Source organism: Dyadobacter diqingensis, from assembly GCF_024220585.1.
Classification (GTDB): domain Bacteria; phylum Bacteroidota; class Bacteroidia; order Cytophagales; family Spirosomataceae; genus Dyadobacter; species Dyadobacter diqingensis.
In genome coordinates this window covers 1,025,895-1,046,890 of record NZ_JAMXKF010000001.1, presented here as the reverse complement: position 1 = coordinate 1,046,890, position 20,996 = coordinate 1,025,895, and the positions used below count along the sequence as shown (strand labels likewise).

Genomic DNA, 20,996 nt, shown 5'->3' with positions numbered 1-20,996 from the left:
GAGGGGAAATGATTAATATCTTCTGATTTTTACCTTCGACAGACCGCCTTCAAAGTTGATATTGATCTTTTTCGATGCCTTATCATATCCGGGAGAACGATAAAGTTTGTCATTTATTTTTTCAAGATCATCAAATGAGGTCAGGTTGAGGGCTCCGTCCAGGACGATTTCGCAGCCGGCCGATTTCGGGATTTCAAGATCGATTGATGCTACACCAGCTTCAATGTCCACTTTTGAATTGTCCAGTTTATCTCCCAAACGGATGTTCATGTCGGCCACACCGGTGCTTACTTTCAGGGACTCTACTTTATAATTGCTCAGGTCGAAATCGCCTTTACCAGCTCCAAGACCCAGATCAATCGTCCAGACAGGCTTATCATTCAATTCAATCTGTGCCTTGTTGCTCAGCTCGCCGTGATTCAGTTTCACATTGCCATCTTCCATTTTAAAGTTAACGGTCGCTGAATTAGCCAGTTTGTTGATGGATGTGTTTGACAGAAAACCGATCACGGAAGATTTTGTATCGGCTTCAAACAATTTATCCGTGTTGCCCTTCATTGTGAAAGAACCTGCGCCGCCTTCCAGATTGAAATTTGCTTTCTGGATAAAATCCTGCATATCGTACTGATAGGAGTTGTTTTTTAACTTATTATCTCCATCATCCTGATTGTCGCTGCGGTCCTGTTCGTAGTCTTCGTCTTTATTTTCATCGTCGTTATCGTCCTGATCATCATTATCGTCCTGATCCTGATCGTCGTCGTCATTCCAGTTAAAATTCCAGTTGTCGCGGTTGTGGTCAATGGCGCGGTCAGTTCTGTGTGCAATGCCACCGAAAACAGCGAGGCCAATCAAAATACCTACGAATGCCCGGGCTGGCGCATGTTTTTGTGTTACCAGCAACAATATCCCGGCCAAAATGAGCAGCACCGGCCAGTACGGTAAAACGGAATCCCAGTGGAAGTAAAACAGATTTAGTTTACGAAGGAGAGCAACGATACCAATGACAATAAGAATTCCACCCCAAAAAACGCCTCTTGAATTTTTCATGATTGCTTAAATATTTGAGTGGTTGGATGTATCAGAATTAATGAAATTTTTGAGTAAAAGCAGAGCGCCTGCGATGATGAGCATGACAGGCCAGAAAAAGCCTTTGAAGTCAAAACCGGTAAGTTCTTCGATAAGAAACAGGCAGCCTGCAATGATGAGGATAACACCCCAGAATATGCTTCGAAAGTTCATGGCTAAAATAGTTGAGAGTTGACAGTTAAGAGCGGTCCGCCGCGCGGTTGAAAATTTTTAGTGTTTTCAACTCATTTACTCTAATTAACTTTTATTACATCGTCATCATTTTCTCCTTTGGGCCCGTTTGGATCCTGAGGAAACGTATCCGCTGGTGTAGATTCAGTTGTGCTGAATGGTGTATAAGGTTGCGGATCTGGTGTTGGTGTGTATGGCTCTACCGGCTCCGTCGGTGGCGGTGTTGTTGGGTAAACTGTGGTATTGCCATTTTCCTGTTCTTTATCACGCTGACGAAGGATCAAAAATGCACCCACAATAATCAGTGCGACCGGCCAGAAATAGGGTTTGATTTCGTACCACAACGGGAAGTCGTCAACCAGCATAAAGATACCAAACAGGACCAACGCACCTCCAAGAATTTTGATCGTCTGGTCGTTACGTTTTTTCTCGGCTTCGGGATCGTGTGGTTTTGAGGCAATGGTGTCGAAATTATGGACATCCGCATTGCCGGTTGGAAGCACAGCCCATAAGATGATGTACAAAATACCGGTCCAGCCGAAACTTGGCGGGATGGGCAGGAATAACATCACGACAAATAAAACCCTAACGATTACGACATCTATTTGTAAATATTGGGCAATACCGGAAGCAACTCCTCCAAATACGGCCTGATCGGGTATGCGGTGCAATTTCTTTTCCATTTCGTTGTTTACGTTTATTTGTAATCAAAGGTAGTGGGTGATACAAGATACTGCAAGCTGGAAGTTTATTATCGGTTAGTAATCGTGTTAAAAGGTAATCTGGAATGATTTCCGATTTTTAAACTTTTAGTTACACTGAAACAGCTCCAATTTTAAATGAAAACAGATAAAAGCAATTGGTAATGAAAGCAATTCCTTTTATCTGTCATTCGGGAAGTTACGTTGTATTTTATTCTTCTTCAAGTGCTTCAAGAATATCCATCATGCTGCCGAAGTCTTTGTAGCCTGGACGGATTTCTTCACTTCCACGCAAAGCAATCCCTATTTCGGGAAAAGTTTCGGTAAGGTTATTGACAGTATTTTCGTCATCAAGACCAAAACCGATCAGTATCGGATATTCTTTGGCCAGTTTAGCCAGCACATCGACCCATTCTTCGGATAAGGTAGTATTGGCGTCACTTTCCAAGAGGAAATAGGCAACATCGTCGCCATAACGGCTCAGAATTGAATAAATATCGTTGGCATCATAGGTGTCCACACTCACCCGGAGGATCAGTGGAAGGTTCAGCTCGCTCTGTAAATAAGTAAGCAATCCCGGCGTTTCAACCTGAACGTAATGTACAGGATATTCCGAAAGTGCTTTCAGAAGAAGTTCAGGGTCGCTTTGGCTGGATTCCGCAACCAACTGCACGCCAGCCAGCCATGAACATATTTCTTCGAATTTTTTGGGAGAAATGTAATTGGGAGAATCCTGATCAATTGAAAAACCAAGCATTTCCACACCCATACCTGCACAATAACGGGCATCGGATAAGTTTGTGACGTTACTGATTTTTACTGTTCTGGTTAGCATGTTGATGTTATTAGTTGCAATAAATTTCCCGCAAAGATAATTCATCGGGGGAATTTTATTGTTAATAAATTACTTTTTGGATCAGGTGAGGGGAAATCAATGGCTAAAGCCGGGGGCTTCGGGCATCTGGCGTGTCCCCAAGGCTGAAGCCTTGGGTTAAGTGTGCGCGAGGAATCTTCTTTTTTATGTATGAGTGGTTCTTGAACTGGGCAATCAATGGATAAGGCCGGTGGTACTTCTGGCTTCCAAGGCTGAACCGTTGGGTTGGTGTAAAAACCCTGGATTAATCCCTAGCAGCCGGAATTCATTTCTTCCACTAGTTTGTCACGGGCGAATGAATTTAACCCAAGGCTTTAGCCTTGGGAGGGCGGCTAAATCCGAATCTTTCCGGCTTTAGCCATTGCCTCTACTTCAATGATAACTTATAAACAAAAAACTGCCGGCAGATTCCTCTACCGGCAGTTCGATCTATTTTTTTTTGATTTTTTACTTCACCGAAAACTTATACTCAGTGGAAGTTTTATACGTCTCGCCCGGTTTTAGCTCCGTTGTCGGGAACTGAGGCTGGTTTGGAGAATCAGGATAATGTTCTGTTTCAAGGCAAAGACCGAAGCGTTTTGAGTAAGTCGCGCCTTTTCCTGTTAATTTACCATCAAGGAAGTTACCCGTGTAAAACTGTACAGCAGGTTCAGTAGTATAAACCTCCATGAAGCGGCCGCTTTCAGGGTCTTTTACCGTTGCGAAAAGTAACAAACTTTTGTCCGCAGCGCGGTTGATAACCCAGCAGTGGTCATACCCGCCACCATTCTTGATTTGTACATCCGTGCTGTCGTTGATTCTTTTCCCAACCAGTGTAGGCTCGTTGAAATCGAATGGAGTTCCTTTTACATTCAAAAGTTTTCCGGTAGGAATAAGCGTGGCGTTAACCGGCACCAGGCTGTCCGACTTAATTGAAACTTCATGATTCAAGATATCACGCTTTAAGCCTGTAAGGTTAAAATACGAGTGATTTGTCAGGTTGACAACCGTATTTTTATCCGTTGTCGCTTCATAGTCGATACGAAGTCCGTTGTCATTGGAAAGCGTATAGATCACTTTAACATTCAGATTGCCCGGATAGCCTTCTTCACCATCTTTACTCAGATACGTCAATTCCAGACCAACGATCGAATCGTTTTTAATTTCAGTTGCGTTCCATAGTTTTTTATTAAAACCATTGATACCGCCGTGCAAAGAATTCGGTCCGTTATTGATCGGCAAATTATACGTTTTACCATCCAATGTAAATTTTCCGTTTGCAATACGGTTTCCAAAACGGCCAACCAGTGCGCCGAAGAAAGGATGTTCACCCAGATATGGAGCCAGCGAATCGAAGCCGAGCACTACATCTTCCCATTTTCCATCTTTGTCTTTTGCGGTTAATTCTGTAATAATTCCACCGTAATTGGTGATCTTAACAGTCATCCCGTTGGCATTTGTCAGCGTGTAAAGGTCTGCCTTTTTACCGTCCGGAAGATCCCCGAATACTTCTTTCGAAATCGTACTGGTCATTGTTTTACTTTCGTTTTCGTTTTTGGTTTTTGAGCAACTCATCAGGCCTATCCCGATCAGTGCAGCGAGTATAAATGATCGTTTTTTCATAAAGGTATTTCCGGAAATATGATGGTTTAAACGTTCTATATAATTTCCTCGGTTCCGTCAGTGATTCGCACACGATAGCATGGCATATCGATCTGAAATTGCTCCTGATAGGCTTTTTTCATTTTTTCTTCAAAACGGTCCACTTCATCTTTTTTGACAAGGTTAATTGTGCAGCCACCAAAACCGCCGCCCATCATCCGCGCCCCGATCACCGAGTCATCGTCCAGAGTCTGTGCAACCAGAAAATCGAGTTCTTCGCAGCTTACTTCATATTCATGCTGAAGGCCCTGATGCGTTTCATACATTTTTTTACCAAAACTGATCAGGTCACCGGCGGTCAGAAAATCACAGGCAACCTGCACGCGTTCGATTTCTTCGGTCATAAATTTGCAGCGGCGGTAGACAACATCGCCGAGCTCTGTTTTATGCTCTTCCACCTGCGCAGGTGTTGCGTCACGCAGGCTTTTAACTTCCGGATAGTATTTTTGAAGAATAGAAACACCTTTTTCACATTCCAGCCGGCGGGTATTGTATTCCGAACTCGCGAGAGAATGTTCCACCATTGTATTACAAAGTACGATCAGGTATTCATCCATCGGGAACGGGAAATATTCGTATTCCAGTGATCGGCAATCCAAGCGGATCACGGCTTCGTTTTTACCAAAAGCGGATGCAAACTGATCCATAATCCCGCACTGAACACCAACATATTCATTCTCCGCTTTTTGAGCCAGTTTTACAACAGAAAACCGGTCAAGTCCAAGGCTGAAAATTTCATTAAGCGCAAATAATAAACAGCATTCCAAAGCGGCAGATGACGACATCCCGGCCCCTTGCGGTACATCACCGCCAAAAGCAGCCTGGAATCCGCCGATGGTTAAGTCGTTTTTATAAATCTGCTCAATCACACCGAGCTGGAAATAAGCCCATTTTTGATCCGGTTTGGAAATATCTTCAACGGAAAAGGTGTAGGTCTCGTTTAAATCAACGGCGTATAACAGGACCTGGTTATCGGTTCTTGGAGAAATTGCAAAATAGACAGCCTTGTCTGCGCTGGCTGGCAAAACAAATCCGTTGTTATAATCCGTATGTTCGCCAATTAGATTAATGCGGCCCGGTGAGCGGAAAAGTCTGAAATCACGGGCGTTGGAATCACCTCCGAAATGCTCAATATATTTATTCCGTATTCTGTCTGCGGTACTCGATTCTGTACTTATCATCTATATTTTGGTTGTAGACTAGCCATTAAGTTTGACTTAAAGGATAACCGTTTCAATTTCTAATTAATATCCCTTGGCAAGATTTACTTCGTTGATCGGACTGCCGCCGTTTTCGATGGTCATGATGTTGTTCAAAAACAGATCGACTTTTCCCACATGTTCGTCTGCATGGCCTCCGCCTGTATGCTGACTTAAAATGACATTTTCCATTTTCCATAAGGGATTGTCATTTGGGATAGGTTCCACTTCTGTCACGTCCAGCACGGCCCCGTCCAGATGTTGTGAATGAAGCGCCGCAATCAGCGCCGGCTCATCCGTTGTACTGCCACGTCCTACACTTGCATACACACTGCCTTTTTTCATGGTCTGGAAAAACTGCTGGTCCACAAACTGGTTGGCCGAGCCGGGCAAGGTATTGATCACAAGATCCGTATTTGGTAAAATGTCAAACAGCTCCTCTCTCGAATGGATATCGGCATCGGGCGAGGTTCGGGCCATCATATGTAATGTGCAGCCAAATCCTTGCAAAAAATTATGGACCGTTTTTCCGATCGTTCCCGCACCCAGAATCACAACTTCCTGTCCGGACAGCAAACGCAGGTGTGCGCGTAACGGACTGCCAATCCATTCGGTTTTTTCTTTTAACAACGTCAGCTTGTCAAGCCCGCGGTACAAGGCCAAAATACCTCCAATAATCGACTCCGCACAAGGACGGGCAAACCAGTCGCCCATATTGGCTACTTTGGTCTGTTCATTTAAGGGAACTGATGCATATTGGTCAAATCCTGCTGAATCAAGCTGCCAGAATTTCAGATTGTTCTGTGGCTCCGAAAACCAGTCCAACGGCGGGTTTCCCAATATGTAATCGGCCTTGTTAAATAAACTTTGCGCCTCTGTTTTTGATGTCGTATCTGATTGAAAATGTAAAGTATATTTTGGAGAGAGCGCTTCCTTCAATCGGTTTTGAAGCACCTCATCAAGATTAGCATGACAGTATATGATCATCGTTTCTATGTTTAAAGAGGGAGAATATCCCGATTTTACCTGTATTTTTTCGAATTATCTTTTGAAGAAATTTATAACCTCCTGACAATGATTTTATAAATCAACCCTTAAAGCTACGTTATCCATGCTAGCCGGCAAACTAAGTGCTTCATCCTTTATTCTTCTATTTTACAATTTTGCCAGAATTTTCTTTCCCCGTGATTTGTAAGCGGCTGTTTCATAATCCATATTTTCTTCGATAATAAAACGCAGTTCGTTCTTTATTTCGGGGTAAATTTTTGAGAGATTAAAAAGCACCGTGAGTGCAAATGCCTTGATTGCGATAGCGCTGTCACGTTTTTGAAGAAATGTAAAACAGGCATCCATTACTTCGCCATGAAATTCTTCCGGTATTACCAGGTCTTCGAGGATCCGCAGACTGTTTCTGATTACCGCATTGTGTACATCTGTTTTCCTTAGCTGATCAACCAGAATACCAATGTAGGGCTGAATGATTTCCGGTTTTTTCTGAGCAGCCCAACTAACACTCCACGCAGCTCTCTGTGCGACGCGAATATCCTTGGAAAGAAAACAGTCTATAAGCTCTTTGAAATTTTTGTCAGAAGAAACGGCAAATTCTGTAATGGCCAGTGCGTGTTTTTTGAAGTGAATCTGCTGTTTCAAAAGTTCTTCCCGGATGTTCATCGCTATCGGTTTATTAATATCCAGAATTTTTATAATTGATGTGGCCGATCAAAAGTTGGTGGTGTTGGTTCTATCACCCCTCCGGGGTTAAAACTCGTGAGCGCAACGAGTATTTTCTATAACACTGCCATCTCTTTGGGATTATACTTGTGCGAAAATCCCGAAGGGATGATCGTATTATAGAAAATACAAAATCTCGTTCGTTTCAACCCCGAAGGGGTGGCACAACCTGTTTGGCCCAATCCTGCTTATTTAAAGGAACTGGCCAAAATGGTTTTTTTCTGGCCTTTTACCAGATTAACCTCTAATGTTTTCGCTCCCGATTTTAATGTCCGTTTTCCCGAAGCGCCCGCAGTTAGCGTCACGGAAACAAGCTTTCCTGCTTTCCACTGCTCATCTACGGTAACATTTCCGCGTGCTTTCAAACCTTTCACTTCACCTGTTGGCCATGTATCGGGCAAAGCAGGCAACAATTCTATGACACCAGCCTGCGACTGCAAAAGCATTTCGGCGACGCCTGCTGTCGAGCCCATATTGCCATCCAGTTGGAATGGCGGGTGCGCGCAAAGCAGGTTTGCATAGGAGCCACCGCCGTTCATCATGTTTTCTGTTTTATCGTCAACCGGACGCAGGATTCTTTTAAATAAAGAGTAAGCGCGGTTTCCATCCTGCAATCTTGCCCAGAAATTAACTTTCCACGCCAGCGACCAGCCCGTTCCTTCGTCGCCTCTGGCATTCAGGGTTACCTTGGCGGCATTTGCAAACGCGGGTGTTTCTGTTAACGAAATCTGGTGGCCAGGATGCAGCGCAAAAAGGTGTGAAACGTGACGGTGTTTATTGGTGGAATCATCCACATCCTCGTTCCATTCCTGCAATTGTCCCCAGCGTCCAATTTGTGGCGGCTGGATCTGATCCTTTATCTTTTGCGCTTCGGAAGCAAATTCGGTATCTGTTTTTAAAACTTTACTGGCAAGAATCGTATTGGAAAGTACGTCCCAGGCAATTTGGTGATCCATGGACGCACCGGTCGAAATCCCTCCGTGTTCCGGAGAATAAGATGGAGATGAAACCAGATATCCGCTTTTTCCTTTTGTCAGATAATCAATCCAGAAAAGAGAGGCTTCCTTCAAAATTGGGTAGGCGGTGTTTTTTAGATAGACAACATCATTTGTAAAAGCATAATGTTCCCATAAATGCTGACTTAACCAGCCTGCTCCACCGGGGTAAAATCCCCAGGGAAAACTCCATCCCGGCGATGTGAAACCATAGGCATTGAGCATGGTATTGACAGTCCAGCCCCTTGTGTTGAAAAATTCCTTCGCCGCCAGTTTTCCAGGTTCAACAATCGATTTGGTGAAGTCCGATAACGGCAGATAACATTCCGAAAGGTTAGTCGTTTCTGCCGGCCAATACAACATCTGCATGTTGATATTGGTGTGGTAGTCGTTAGCCCATGGCGGGTCCGTGCTATCATTCCATTTTCCCTGCAAGCTCATCGGCATGGTTCCCGGGCGGGTGGATGAGATCATCAGATACCGTCCGTACTGAAAATACAGCACTTCAAAACCCGGGTCGGCATTTCCCTTGAAGTAGTCGATTTGTCTTTTGTCGGTCGGGATTGAACTTTTAGCATTGGTTCCAAGATTTAGCGAAACCCGGTCAAAGAGATTTTTATAGTCCTTTTGCTGCTCAATTTGCAATGCCACATCATTTTTGCCGGTAATAGCAGTCATCACCTGCTGATTTATTTTTTTGTATAAATTCCCCTTATAAGTCGGGAACTGATACGTGTAATCGGTAGACGCCGTGTGGATCAGGGAAATTTTCTTTGCATTTTTTACCACAACAATCCCGTTTTCATAAGTTACTTTCCCATCGGTGTCGATCCGGTAAGTCGTTTCAAATTCCTGTTTGTTGTCTTTCAAACTACCACCGAAAACGTAGTGATTATTTTCGAATTTTTCATATTCCTTATGATGTGGTGTCTTAAAGCGAACGGAATAAGTTTCGGGCGAGGTTGACTTGAAGGTGTAAACCATCACCCTTGAAGGATAATTTCCGAAATAGGTCCGCTCGTATTTTTCCGTACCGGCTTCATAGCTCACTTTTCCGGTTGCGGTGGAAATATCCAGTTCGCGGCGGTAATTTTTAATTTCTCCCTTGTGCGAAACACTAACATAGAGATCACCCATGGTTTGCTGCGCACCAAAATCGCTGGAAGGCGTATTACCTTTTTTCTCATGAATAATGCCGGTCATTTCCGCGCTGGCAAGTTTATCAGCCTCTTTTAATTTTCCTTGTGCGAGCAGTTCGCGGACTTTAGGCAGTGTTTTGTAAGCATCTTTACGAAGTCCGAAATTATATTCTTCGTTAGCTCCTTTCCCGCCTGCCCACAAACTTCCTTCTGAAAATTGAAGACGTTCCTCGTTGGGATCTCCGAAAAACATGATGCCCAGATAACCATTGCCAATGGGCAAAGCCTGTGTCATCCAGTCGGTTGCTGGCTGGTCATACCACAGTTTTAAACCATTTTGATTATTTGTATCCTGCGAACGAGCAATTATTGAAGTTTGAAAAAACAGAATGGCAATCAAAAAGAGCCTGGAAAAATTAAATAACATAAAGAAGTATTTTAGGAATTTGTAGTACAAAGTAAATAAAAAGCCCTACGCAAAAGCGCAGGGCCATGATATTATTCCAAATTCTATCGGAGTCGCAGGGAATTATTTGATCTCACCTACCATTTCCTCAGGTTTAACCCAGGCGTCGAATTCTTCCGGTGTCAGATAACCCAGAGCAACGGCCGTCTCTTTCAAAGTCGAACCATTTTTGTGGGCAGTCTGTGCGATTTCTGCTGCTTTGTAATATCCGATTTTAGTGTTCAAAGCGGTTACAAGCATCAGTGAATTATTCACGTGTTTCTTAATGTTTTCGTGCAACGGTTCGATACCAACCGCACAATTGTCATTAAAGGAAACACAAACATCACCGATCAAACGGGCAGAATGAAGGAAATTGTAAGCCATCAAAGGTTTGAAAACGTTCAGTTCAAAATGTCCGTTTGAACCGCCGATGCTGATCGCCACGTCATTTCCCATAACCTGTGCCGCCACCATGGTCATTGCTTCGCACTGTGTCGGATTTACTTTTCCAGGCATGATAGAGCTGCCCGGCTCGTTGTCAGGAATGTGAATTTCTCCAATACCAGAACGTGGGCCGGATGACAGCATACGGATATCATTTCCGATTTTCATCAGACTAACGGCTACGGTTTTCAACGCACCGTGCGCTTCCACGATCGCATCATGAGCAGCCAATGCCTCAAATTTATTTTCAGCGGTAATGAATGGTAATCCCGTTAATAAAGCGATGTGTTTTGCAACATTTTCTGAATAACCAGCCGGGGTATTGATCCCTGTCCCAACCGCAGTTCCACCCAAAGCAAGCTCTGAAAGGTGAGAAAGCGTATTGAAGATCGCGCGTAAGCCGTGGTCCAGCTGTGAAGCATACCCGGAAAACTCCTGTCCAAGTGTTAAAGGCGTCGCATCCATAAAGTGGGTACGGCCTATTTTAACAACATGTTTGAAAGCCTCTGCTTTTGCTCTCAAAGTATCACGCAGTTTCGTAATACCGGGGATTGTTACATCAACCAAAATCTTGTACGCGGCAATGTGCATGGCAGTCGGGTACGTGTCGTTGGACGATTGTGACTTATTTACATCGTCGTTCGGATGCAAGAATTTCGTCTTATCCGCCAGGTCACCACCCTGTAAAACGTGTCCGCGGTAGGCAATAACTTCGTTACAGTTCATGTTGGATTGTGTACCCGAACCTGTCTGCCAAACCACCAAAGGGAATTGGTCTTCCAGCCCGCCAATCAATATTTCATCACAAACCTGTCCGATCAGATCACTTTTTTCCTGTGGAAGAATACCAGCCTCAGCATTTGTTATCGCCGCTGCTTTTTTCAGGTAAGCAAAAGCTCTGATAATTTCCTTCGGCATTTTGTTGATATCCTGTGCAATCGGGAAATTCTGGATAGAGCGTTGCGTTTGAGCGCCCCAATATACATGAGCAGGCACCTGTACTTCGCCCATGGTATCTTTTTCTATGCGGTATTCCATTTTATGACGTAATAATAATGTAAAATGAATGAATCAGATTTGAACGGTAAAGTTAGGGTTGGATGCCGATTTTTTAGTATTTTTTGATGGATAAATGTTTATGAATTATTGGAGATTGTCGTGAGTTGCGAAGAAATCGTGTAAATGTTTATGCCTTCGGTGTATCTGGTTTGTAGACGGTATTTAGCACGAAGCGTTCCGATGGAACGCTTGGATGGTTAATCATTCGTGTTTTCTACCGACGAGATGTACCTACGGTACAATTAGCTGTTTCGAAAGCATTTGCAGTTTGTTGAACCCAGTTTTTGGCAGCTTTTTTATCCGCTCTGGGCAGATCTCGTTGGTAGTATTGGTGATGGTATTCGGCACGAAGCGTTCCGATGGAACGCTTGGATGGTTAATCATTCGTGTTTTCTACCGACGAGATGTACCTACGGTACAAGTAGCAGTTCGAAAGCATTCGCAGTTTTTTGAACCCAGTTTTTGGCAGCTTTTTTATCTGCCCTGGGCAGATTTCGTTGGTAGCATCGGTGATGGTATCCGGCATGATGCGTTCCGATGGAACGCCTGGACGGTTAATCATTTGGTGTTTTCTACCGACGAAATGTACCTATGTTACAATTAGCGGTTTTTTTATCTGCGCTGGGCAGATTTCGTTGGTAGCATTGGTGATGGTATCGGGCGTGAAGCGTTCCATCGGAACGCCTGGTGGTTTCTGGCTTGACGTTTTTCTACCGGCGATTTGTACCTATGTTACAATTAGCGTTTTTTATCTGCCTTCGGCAGATCTCGTTGGTAGCATTGGTGATGGTATTCGGCACGAAGCGTTCCGATGGAACGCTTGGATGGTTAATCATTTCGTTTTTCTACCGACGAGATGTACCTATGGTACAAGTAGCGGCCTTTTTATCTGCCTTCGGCAGATTTCGTTGGTAGAAATGGTGATGGTATCGGGCGTGGAGCGTTCCATCGGAACGCCTGGTGATTTCTCAATTCCTATTTCCCTGCCTGCAAGATGTAAATCCGGATTTACCTTTACGCTTTTTCTATCCAACCCAATTGACCTGCTAGCCGAAAAACGGTTCAATAAATCCCGATTTACTTCGTGGTCTGTTTCAAAAAATAACTTTCTTGGCTCCGTTTCGCGGTACTGAAAAGATAATTTATCTACCACGATTTTGAATATGTAACTCCTTTACTTAATTATAATACACCCATTTTTCCGGCCTTGATTTTCGATAACTTTGCCCTGTTCTTTGTGAACGCCCGTCAATCGGGGTAATGGTTTTCGCTTTTGGTGCCCTCAGCCATACAAGCAGAAATTAAAAAGGAACCGTGTGGAATTCACGGGCAGTCGTGCTACTGTAAGTGCCGTCCTGAACCGATCAGGAAAGTTTTTACCCTAGCGACCCATTGTCATAGTTTATGATGAGAAGGGCGGTAAAAATGGTACAAGCCAGGAGACTTGCCTTTACCCTCAATGGCCATTCCCTCACGAATGGGGTCTTGTCACGCATTGATTTTACAATTGTATTGCTGTCAGGTTATTATCTTCAAAATTCATTTTTCGAAGATATGTTCAATCAATTTTGTACATAACATTTTGATGAACCTGATACCAAAACGTACTTATTTAGCGGCCGCCACAGCGGCAAGTTGATAGTTAATGGTTTTCGATCAAGAGGTTTATAAATGATCGGAAATTATGAAAGCAAACAGCATCCTCGGAGGCCAACCACTTTCAACTCTTCACTCTCAACTTTCAACTAAAAAGGACGGGTAGGGCATTCCAAAGAGTTTTTATTAACTCTTTAACACATTTATTATGTTGTCACACAATTTGGGTTATCCTCGTGTAGGAAGCCAAAGAGAACTGAAAAAAGCCAGCGAACAATTCTGGGCTGGGAAAATCACTAAAGATGAATTGCAGAAAGTGGGGCGGGAAATCCGTCACCGCAACTGGCAGCTGCAAAAAGATGCCGGTATTGATCTGATCCCGTCCAATGACTTCTCCCTGTATGATCAGGTTTTGGATACTGCGCTTTTAGTCGGTGCAATTCCTGAACGGTATCAGCAATTAATCGACGGAAAATCAAACCGTGAACTGGATCTGTATTTCGCTATGGCACGTGGTGTTCAGCGCGACGGACTGGATATAAAGGCGATGGAAATGACCAAGTGGTTTGACACCAATTATCATTACATCGTACCAGAATTTGTTAAAAAACAGGAATTTAACCGTTATTCGGACAAAGTAATTCTTGAATTTGAAGATGCAAAACAAAAAGGAATTTTCACCAAACCTGTTCTGGTAGGGCCGGTTACGTTTTTGGTTTTAGGAAAAGAAAAGGAGGAAGGTTTTAAGCGGATCAGCTTGCTGGAAAAACTGCTTCCCGTATATATTGAAATTTTGCAGGAGCTGTCGACCCGCGGTGCCGAATGGGTGCAGCTTGATGAACCTTGTCTGGTTTTGGACCTGGGGCAGGAAGAACAGGACGCGTTAAGATTTGCCTATCAGAAAATTCAGCAGGCAGTTCCGAATTTGAAAATTCTGCTGACAACTTATTTTGGCGCTCTTGATGCAAATCTTCCATTGGCTGCCATTCTTCCGGTCGCTGCTCTGCATATCGATGTAACACGCGGCGCGGTAAGTCTGCCGGAAATTCTGGAAAACCAGGAATTTGTTAACTCTTCCAAATTGCTTTCAGTAGGTGTCGTTGACGGAAGAAACATCTGGAAAAACGACTACCGGAAATCACTTGATTTTATTCAGAAAGCAACGGCCGTTCTGGGAATGGAGCGTGTTTTGGTGGCACCTTCATCTTCGTTGTTACACAGTCCGCATGACCTGGATCTTGAACATAATGAAGCGGTTCTGACACTGGAAATCAAAAACTGGATGGCTTTTGCCAAACAGAAACTGGACGAAGTTTCCACGCTGGCAAAACTTGCAGGAACGGATTATCAGTCCGCCGATGCATTTATTACCAATCAAAAAGCGATCGAAAGCCGCCGGACTTCTACACTAATTCACAAAAATGAAGTGAAAGAACGGGTCGCTGCGGTTAAGGAGAATGATTTTGAACGGGTGAGTCCGTTTGCTTCGCGTCAGACGATCCAGTTGGAAAAACTTAAATTGCCGCTTTTCCCTTCAACCACAATCGGATCTTTCCCGCAGACAGACGACGTGCGTCAGCTGCGCGCACGGCTGAAAAAAGGAACTTTATCCTTCGAGGAGTATGAAAGCAGAATTGAAGAAGAAGTAATCAGCTCGATCCGCTGGCAGGAGGAGTTGGGGATTGACGTTCTTGTGCACGGTGAATTTGAAAGGAACGACATGGTGGAATATTTTGGGGAACGACTTTCCGGATTTGTGTTCACTGAAAACGGCTGGGTGCAGAGTTATGGCAGCCGTTGTGTGAAACCACCGATTATTTTCGGTGATGTGGAGCGTCCCGAACCAATGACGATCCGTTGGTCTGCTTTTGCACAGGCGAATTCTGAAAAACTGGTAAAAGGGATGTTAACCGGTCCGGTTACGATTTTGCAATGGTCATTTGTACGGGATGATCAGCCAAGAAAAGACACGACCTTCCAGATTGGTCTGGCGATTCGCGATGAGGTAATTGATCTTGAAAAAGCGGGAATAAAGGTAATCCAGATTGATGAACCAGCGATCCGCGAAGGCTTGCCATTACGTAAATCAGATTGGAAAACGTATCTCAAATGGGCTGTTGATGCATTCCGTCTTAGTGCAGCGGGCGTGGCGGATCAGACGCAGATCCATACACATATGTGTTATTCGGAGTTTAATGATATCATCGATTCGATTGCGGCAATGGACGCCGATGTGATTACGATTGAAACTTCACGCTCACAAATGGAACTGCTGGACGCGTTTGCCGACTTCAATTATCCAAACGAAATCGGGCCTGGTGTGTATGATATCCACTCTCCGCGGGTACCCACCGTTGAGGAAATAACGGTCTTGCTGGAAAAGGCGTTAAATGTTATTCCTGCGCGTAATCTATGGGTGAATCCGGACTGTGGTTTGAAGACCAGAAAGTGGCCGGAAACGGAAGCTGCCTTGCGAAATATGATAACTGCGGCTAACTTGCTCCGCGAATCGGTAACAATAGCACAGTAATAAAACTATATTAAGATTATATAGAATCTCCCGGTTATCACAGATGCCGGGAGATTTCTTTTTGAACAGATCATGGATTTACAGGACAGAATTAAACTATCGGAAACTCGTGTTTTTAAAACAGTTTTTCCAAATAACACCAATCATTACGACACGCTTTTCGGTGGGACGGCTTTATCGATGATGGACGAAGTTGCATTTATCGCAGCTACGCGTTTTACACGGCTGCGCTGCGTGACGGTTTCCTCAGACCGCATTGATTTTACACACCCCATTCCGGCTGGTACGATTATTGAACTTGTGGGAACAGTTGTAGAAGTTGGGAACACAAGTATGAAAGTACAGGTGGATATTTTTGTAGAACAAATGTATGAGCAGGGAAGGGAAAAAGCGGTGTCAGGCCGGTTTACTTTCGTTGCTTTGGATGAACATAACAAACCGACGAAAGTTTTAAGCAAGGAGAGTAACTAATTTCGACTTGCTTCAATTTACTTTCAATCAAACATATACATATGTTTTTTCTACTGTTATGCTTGTGCTGTTAACAAAAGGTTACTTCTATGGTATGTGAAAATAGGATTTAAAATATATTGTAGAACTAGTGTGACCGTTAAATAGTTGCTTGAACCGGTAGCTACATTTTTTATGTGGGTTAGTCAGATTTACCTATATTTGACGCTCAATTGTCAGTCACATTCACACTAGGAATTTAATTCATTAATCAATACTCAATGAAAATTTTAGGGATTTCGGCTTTTTACCATGACTCAGCGGCCGCGCTTATCGAAAATGGTGAAATAATAGCAGCAGCTCAGGAAGAACGTTTTACAAGAAAAAAGCACGATCCGGGTTTCCCTTCCAATGCGGTAAGTTTTTGTATGGAATACGGAGGTATTTCATTAAATGAACTGGACGCCATTGTCTTTTATGACAAGCCTCTTTTAAAATTCGAAAGGTTACTGGAAACTTATTACGCCTTTGCTCCGAAAGGAATAAGGTCTTTCTTAACGGCTATGCCAGTGTGGATTAAGGAGAAAATGTTCCTGAAACGCCTGATCAATGAAGAGCTTGTTAAGCTTGGTTACGATAAAAAGAAACCGGTGAAAATGCTCTTTCCGGAGCATCATTTGTCGCACGCGGCAAGTGCTTATTATCCTTCTCCATTTGAAAAATCAGCGATTTTAACGATTGATGGAGTCGGCGAATGGGCAACTGCGTCGATTTGTCTGGGCGAAGGAAAAGATATCACCAATCTTAAAGAATTACGATTCCCCCATTCGCTTGGATTGCTGTATTCTGCATTTACTTATTTCCTCGGTTTCCGGGTTAATTCGGGTGAATATAAACTGATGGGATTGGCGCCCTATGGTGACCCAACATCACCGGATATTGCGAAATATGAGAAAATCATTCTTGAAGAATTAATTGAACTAAAAGAAGATGGTTCAGTCTGGCTTGATCAGGAATATTTTGACTATGCTACCGGCCTGAAGATGGTCAACGAGCATAAATGGGAAGCTCTTTTCGGCTTTAAGACCAGAAAACCGGAAGACGCCCTGGAAGCCGTTCATTGTAATTTAGGGCTTGCAATTCAGAACATTACCGAGGAAGCCGTAATCCGTATGGCAAAAGAAGCCAAACGTTTGACCGGCGCCGATTACTTATGTATGGCAGGTGGTGTGGCTTTAAATTGCGTTTCGAACGGTAAACTTCAAAAGGCAAATATCTTCAAGGAAATATTTATTCAGCCGGCTGCGGGTGACGCAGGCGGGGCCTTGGGTGCGGCGCAGGCGGCATACCATATTTTCTTCGGACGGGAACGCAAGGTGACCTGGAAGGCTGATGCAATGCGCGGGTCTTACCTGGGTCCAACTTTCTCGGACCTGGAAGTGGAACTGGCTGCCAAAAAATACAAGGCAGTTTCTACCCATTACGAGAACTTCAAAGAACTGGCCGATGATGCTGCAAAATTACTTTCTGAGGGTAATGTTGTGGGCTGGGTTCAGGGACGAATGGAATTCGGGCCTCGTGCATTAGGCGGAAGAAGTATTCTGGGAGATCCTAGAAATGCTGAAATGCAGAAGAAATTGAATTTGAAAATCAAGTACCGCGAATCATTCCGTCCTTTTGCGCCTTCGGTTCTTGCCGAGGATTGTGCGGATTATTTTGATTATGATGGTACTTCTCCCTATATGTTGCTGGTGCATCCGGTAGCAGAAAGCAGAAGGAAGCCTGTTCCGGCGAACTACAATGCGATGGATTTGCGTGAGAAATTGTATTTCGAGCGTTCGGATTTACCTTCTATTACCCATATTGACTATTCGGCAAGGATTCAGACAGTTCATCAGGATACCAATCCGCGTTATTATGAACTGATCAATTCTTTCAAAAAACTGACTGGTTATGCCGTGGTAGTAAACACGAGTTTCAACGTACGTGGCGAACCTATCGTATGTACGCCAAATGACGCATACCGCTGTTTCATGAGAACTGAGATGGATTATCTGGTTGTCGGAAATCACATTTTTGACAAGAAAAAGCAGCCGGAATGGATGGAGAAAGATAACTGGCAGGAAGAATTCGTTTTAGATTAGATCCGATACATTTAACCCGATTTATTTAACGCGCACTGTTTATTTTATGGCATCTAAAATTGTTACCAGTCTCATCCGGATACTTTTTCTGGGCGTATTGTTTGTTTTTCTTTTTTATCCGGATCGTTTTCACGTCACCTTTGATTTTCCTGGTGCTCCGCAAAGTGATAACTGGTATATCCGTCTGACAAAGACGTTTTTCTGGCTTTTGATTGTTATTGAAATCCTGAGAATATTTTATTACGGTATTGTCAAAACCAAAGCAAAAGGCCTTGTTGCAAATATTGTAACCATCAGCATACCGTTGATTATCACGCTGATTTTCCTTGAAATTATTTTCATGTATGTTCCGCAAAGCCATGAAGGCGTACTTTCAAAGGCTTCGCAGATCTGGTGGGAAAAATATTGGAATCCGGTCAATAAGCTGGGTTATCATGACAAGGAAGTAACCGGGCAATCCGGTAAAAAGCAGGTACTTGTTGTAGGAGATTCTTTCGCAGCCGGGCATGGTCTCGAAAATGTTTCTGAACGTTTCTCTGACAAGCTTGAAGAGAAACTGGGTAAATCGGAATATACTGTTTATAATCTTGGTGTTTCAGGCGCAGATACGCGTGATGAAGCCAAGCGTCTTGAAGAATTTCCAGTGAAACCGGATGTTATTGTTCTTCAGTATTTCCCAAATGACATTGAAAAAGTAGGCAGGGAAAAAGGACTCTCACTATCGGGTGCCGCACCTTATGGCGACCTGAAAGGCCCGATGGCTACTTTGGTGAAAAGATTTTATTTGCCAAACTTTATTTACTGGCAGCTTCCGCATACGGCGTTCAGCACGTTTGAAAAATTTGTGCAGACTGCTTACACGGATACCACCGTGTTAAATGCTCACCTGCGTGACTTATCTAAAATGGTGGCGTATAAAGACAGTACCGGTGCTAAAATGTATGCTGTTTTTATTCCGTTCTTGTTCCAGTTGGATAAAAGTGCAGCTTACACGAAGCCGGTTGAAGATTACCTTCGTGCGCATGGCGTTACTGTGGTTACTTTAAATGATGGTATTGCTAAAATACCTGAAAAAGACCGTGTTGTAGGTAAAAATGATGGCCACGGAAGCGCAATTCTCAATGGATTGATTGCTGACAGGCTTTTTGATAGTATGAAAAAAAAGTGATAATTTTATATTAAAACATACATAAGAGATGGATTTTTTAACAGACTTATTTGCATTTATGAAGGAACGCAAGAAATGGTGGCTTGCTCCTGTCATTATCGTATTGCTATTAATTGGTGTATTGATCGTAATCGGCGGTGGTTCAGCAGTTGCACCGTTTATCTATACCTTATTCTAAAACTCAAAAACCGTCAGCAGTTCATCTGCTGACGGTTTTTATCAATTGCTAACAGGACTGCATATGTCTTCTCATATGTTGGTCCGGGTTTTTCATATCCTATATCTAAACAAATGAGTGAGTCAGAAAAAACCAAAGCGCAGCTGGTTATCGTAACCGGTCTGGTCGTATTATATTTTATTTTCAAATCGCGTTATCCCTATTTCCTGATCGGAGCTGCGGCAGTTGGTGTGATCAGCATCGCTATTCCGGTTGCCGGAGACCTTATCGTAAAAGGATGGTATAAAATCGCAGAGATACTGGGTGCGATCAATGGACGGATTTTATTGTCGGTTGTATTCTTTATCGTTCTGGTACCTGTTGCGATTATGTCAAAAATTGGAAAGAAGAATCCGCTATCACTTAAACGTGAAAGCAAAAAAAGTGTATTTATTGATCGAAATCATAAATACACTTCTAAGGATCTTGAACAGGTCTGGTAATAATACCATATACTTTTTCTTGAAAAGAGGGCTTATTCACCAGGCCCTCTTTTTTCTGCATGCTCTGTCGTAAAGTAATTGAAGCATTCCGTCTTTCAATCCTACGTCAGGTACGTGAATAACTTCCGCTCCTGCCCATTTCATGGCAGAAGTATAAATATCGCCTGCTGGCACGATAACATCGGCACGGTCGGGGTTCAATTGTAATTTATTGATTCTTTCGGCCAGGGTAAACTGCGCGATATAATTTCGCATACGCAGAATTTCGTCAAGGCTTGTTGAGCTTTCCGATAACTTGGACGAAAGATCAAAGAGTTTGTTGATATTTCCTCCGGTTCCAACGGCTTCAATCGGCTGTGAATGATCAACATTTTTCGTGATCCATTCCTGCATTTTCTGAAAGGCCGTTTTGGACTCTTTTCCTTCGAGCAGACGAACCGATCCCAGTTTGAATGATTTGGCGATTATTTTTTTACGGTCCTGATAAAGGTTCAGCTCCGTGCTGCCGCCACCTACATCAATGTGCAGATATTGTCCCTCGCTCAGCGATTTGACAACGACGTTATTTACAAGTTCGGCCTCGCGCTGACCGTCTATAATCTGGATATGTATGCCTGTTCTTTGTTCGATATTCGCTCGTACGTCGTAGCCGTTTTCGGCTTCCCGCATGGCGGAAGTGGCGCAGGCCATGTAGTCTTCAACCTCGTGAAGCTCCATAAGCAGCTGATACGAAAGCATCAGTTTGATCATACGGTCTTCACTCAGCGGAGAAATTCTTCCCTCTGTAAAAACATCATGTCCGAGTCGGAGCGGGAAACGTACGTACTCAACTTTTTTAAGCCGTGTGATTCCTTCGTCATGCAAAACCGAAGATATTTGCATACGGGCACCATTGGATCCAATATCTATTGCAGCAAATTTCAAAAGCGAACTGTCATAAGGTTAATAAAAACCAAAAAT

At 43.5% G+C, this 20,996-nt stretch carries 18 protein-coding genes and 1 riboswitch; of the genes, 7 read left to right on the top strand and 11 right to left on the bottom strand.

Annotation, left to right across the window (positions count from 1 at the left end; genetic code table 11):
• Positions 1-12: 12 nt before the first annotated feature.
• From M1L62_RS04225 to fumC, 10 genes are all read right to left on the bottom strand, one after another.
• Entirely contained in the window at positions 13-1,047 is a 1,035-nt protein-coding gene (locus M1L62_RS04225) for a toast rack family protein (RefSeq protein WP_254411757.1), read from the bottom strand.
• Positions 1,048-1,053: 6 nt separating this feature from the next.
• Positions 1,054-1,239, bottom strand: coding sequence for a LiaI-LiaF-like domain-containing protein (locus M1L62_RS04220; RefSeq protein WP_254411756.1), 186 nt, complete (start codon positions 1,237-1,239; stop codon positions 1,054-1,056).
• 80 nt (positions 1,240-1,319) lie between these two features.
• Positions 1,320-1,940 (bottom strand): PspC domain-containing protein, encoded by a 621-nt coding sequence (locus M1L62_RS04215; protein ID WP_254411755.1) that lies wholly within the window; start codon positions 1,938-1,940, stop codon positions 1,320-1,322.
• Between the two features lie 229 nt (positions 1,941-2,169).
• A complete protein-coding gene (locus M1L62_RS04210; RefSeq protein ID WP_254411754.1) occupies positions 2,170-2,793 on the bottom strand; it encodes a beta/alpha barrel domain-containing protein in 624 nt (207 codons plus the stop codon).
• Positions 2,794-3,279: 486 nt separating this feature from the next.
• Entirely contained in the window at positions 3,280-4,434 is a 1,155-nt protein-coding gene (locus M1L62_RS04205; protein ID WP_254411753.1) for an aldose epimerase family protein, read from the bottom strand.
• Positions 4,435-4,469: 35 nt separating this feature from the next.
• Complete coding sequence (locus M1L62_RS04200; RefSeq protein ID WP_254411752.1) at positions 4,470-5,654, bottom strand: galactokinase; 1,185 nt, start codon at positions 5,652-5,654, stop codon at positions 4,470-4,472.
• Positions 5,655-5,717: 63 nt separating this feature from the next.
• Entirely contained in the window at positions 5,718-6,659 is a 942-nt protein-coding gene (locus M1L62_RS04195; protein WP_254411751.1) for a D-2-hydroxyacid dehydrogenase, read from the bottom strand.
• 168 nt (positions 6,660-6,827) lie between these two features.
• A complete protein-coding gene (locus M1L62_RS04190) occupies positions 6,828-7,343 on the bottom strand; it encodes a HEAT-like fold family protein (RefSeq protein ID WP_254411750.1) in 516 nt (171 codons plus the stop codon).
• Between the two features lie 248 nt (positions 7,344-7,591).
• Positions 7,592-9,964 (bottom strand): glycoside hydrolase family 95 protein, encoded by a 2,373-nt coding sequence (locus tag M1L62_RS04185; protein ID WP_254411749.1) that lies wholly within the window; start codon positions 9,962-9,964, stop codon positions 7,592-7,594.
• Positions 9,965-10,066: 102 nt separating this feature from the next.
• Positions 10,067-11,467, bottom strand: coding sequence for a class II fumarate hydratase (gene fumC / locus M1L62_RS04180; RefSeq protein ID WP_254411748.1), 1,401 nt, complete (start codon positions 11,465-11,467; stop codon positions 10,067-10,069).
• Positions 11,468-11,937: 470 nt separating this feature from the next.
• On the opposite strand from fumC, the gene M1L62_RS04175 reads away from it, so the two are divergent.
• From M1L62_RS04175 to M1L62_RS04145, 7 genes are all read left to right on the top strand, one after another.
• The gene (locus M1L62_RS04175) at positions 11,938-12,621 is read left to right on the top strand and encodes a hypothetical protein (protein ID WP_254411747.1); all 684 of its coding nucleotides are present in this window, start codon (positions 11,938-11,940) and stop codon (positions 12,619-12,621) included.
• 122 nt (positions 12,622-12,743) lie between these two features.
• A riboswitch (cobalamin riboswitch) is annotated at positions 12,744-12,944 on the top strand.
• Between the two features lie 348 nt (positions 12,945-13,292).
• Positions 13,293-15,614 carry a 5-methyltetrahydropteroyltriglutamate--homocysteine S-methyltransferase gene (metE, locus tag M1L62_RS04170; protein ID WP_254411746.1) on the top strand — a complete coding sequence of 774 codons (2,322 nt, stop codon included), beginning with the start codon at positions 13,293-13,295 and terminating at the stop codon, positions 15,612-15,614.
• 72 nt (positions 15,615-15,686) lie between these two features.
• Positions 15,687-16,085 carry an acyl-CoA thioesterase gene (locus M1L62_RS04165; RefSeq protein ID WP_254411745.1) on the top strand — a complete coding sequence of 133 codons (399 nt, stop codon included), beginning with the start codon at positions 15,687-15,689 and terminating at the stop codon, positions 16,083-16,085.
• Positions 16,086-16,345: 260 nt separating this feature from the next.
• Positions 16,346-18,208, top strand: coding sequence for a carbamoyltransferase family protein (locus M1L62_RS04160; RefSeq protein ID WP_254411744.1), 1,863 nt, complete (start codon positions 16,346-16,348; stop codon positions 18,206-18,208).
• A 46-nt stretch (positions 18,209-18,254) separates the two neighbouring features.
• Entirely contained in the window at positions 18,255-19,376 is a 1,122-nt protein-coding gene (locus M1L62_RS04155) for an SGNH/GDSL hydrolase family protein (protein WP_254411743.1), read from the top strand.
• A gap of 28 nt (positions 19,377-19,404) precedes the next feature.
• On the top strand, positions 19,405-19,554 hold the full coding sequence (locus M1L62_RS04150) for a DUF5989 family protein (RefSeq protein ID WP_015812275.1): 150 nt from the start codon (positions 19,405-19,407) through the stop codon (positions 19,552-19,554).
• A gap of 113 nt (positions 19,555-19,667) precedes the next feature.
• The gene (locus tag M1L62_RS04145) at positions 19,668-20,036 is read left to right on the top strand and encodes a hypothetical protein (protein ID WP_254411742.1); all 369 of its coding nucleotides are present in this window, start codon (positions 19,668-19,670) and stop codon (positions 20,034-20,036) included.
• A gap of 36 nt (positions 20,037-20,072) precedes the next feature.
• On the opposite strand, the gene M1L62_RS04140 is transcribed toward M1L62_RS04145, so the two are convergent.
• Entirely contained in the window at positions 20,073-20,960 is an 888-nt protein-coding gene (locus tag M1L62_RS04140) for a Ppx/GppA phosphatase family protein (RefSeq protein ID WP_254411741.1), read from the bottom strand.
• Between the last annotated feature and the right edge of the window lie 36 nt (positions 20,961-20,996).

What these genes read in the sequence shown, in the direction of transcription:
- M1L62_RS04215 (WP_254411755.1), bottom strand. Translation starts at nt 1,940, where the DNA reads ATGGAAAAGAAATTGCACCGCATACCCGATCAGGCCGTATTTGGAGGA.
- M1L62_RS04225 (WP_254411757.1), bottom strand. Translation starts at nt 1,047, where the DNA reads ATGAAAAATTCAAGAGGCGTTTTTTGGGGTGGAATTCTTATTGTCATT.
- fumC (WP_254411748.1), bottom strand. Translation starts at nt 11,467, where the DNA reads ATGGAATACCGCATAGAAAAAGATACCATGGGCGAAGTACAGGTGCCT.
- M1L62_RS04190 (WP_254411750.1), bottom strand. Translation starts at nt 7,343, where the DNA reads ATGAACATCCGGGAAGAACTTTTGAAACAGCAGATTCACTTCAAAAAA.
- M1L62_RS04205 (WP_254411753.1), bottom strand. Translation starts at nt 4,434, where the DNA reads ATGAAAAAACGATCATTTATACTCGCTGCACTGATCGGGATAGGCCTG.
- M1L62_RS04165 (WP_254411745.1), top strand. Translation starts at nt 15,687, where the DNA reads ATGGATTTACAGGACAGAATTAAACTATCGGAAACTCGTGTTTTTAAA.
- metE (WP_254411746.1), top strand. Translation starts at nt 13,293, where the DNA reads ATGTTGTCACACAATTTGGGTTATCCTCGTGTAGGAAGCCAAAGAGAA.
- M1L62_RS04150 (WP_015812275.1), top strand. Translation starts at nt 19,405, where the DNA reads ATGGATTTTTTAACAGACTTATTTGCATTTATGAAGGAACGCAAGAAA.
- M1L62_RS04155 (WP_254411743.1), top strand. Translation starts at nt 18,255, where the DNA reads ATGGCATCTAAAATTGTTACCAGTCTCATCCGGATACTTTTTCTGGGC.
- M1L62_RS04200 (WP_254411752.1), bottom strand. Translation starts at nt 5,654, where the DNA reads ATGATAAGTACAGAATCGAGTACCGCAGACAGAATACGGAATAAATAT.
- M1L62_RS04195 (WP_254411751.1), bottom strand. Translation starts at nt 6,659, where the DNA reads ATGATCATATACTGTCATGCTAATCTTGATGAGGTGCTTCAAAACCGA.
- M1L62_RS04160 (WP_254411744.1), top strand. Translation starts at nt 16,346, where the DNA reads ATGAAAATTTTAGGGATTTCGGCTTTTTACCATGACTCAGCGGCCGCG.
- M1L62_RS04220 (WP_254411756.1), bottom strand. Translation starts at nt 1,239, where the DNA reads ATGAACTTTCGAAGCATATTCTGGGGTGTTATCCTCATCATTGCAGGC.
- M1L62_RS04185 (WP_254411749.1), bottom strand. Translation starts at nt 9,964, where the DNA reads ATGTTATTTAATTTTTCCAGGCTCTTTTTGATTGCCATTCTGTTTTTT.
- M1L62_RS04145 (WP_254411742.1), top strand. Translation starts at nt 19,668, where the DNA reads ATGAGTGAGTCAGAAAAAACCAAAGCGCAGCTGGTTATCGTAACCGGT.
- M1L62_RS04210 (WP_254411754.1), bottom strand. Translation starts at nt 2,793, where the DNA reads ATGCTAACCAGAACAGTAAAAATCAGTAACGTCACAAACTTATCCGAT.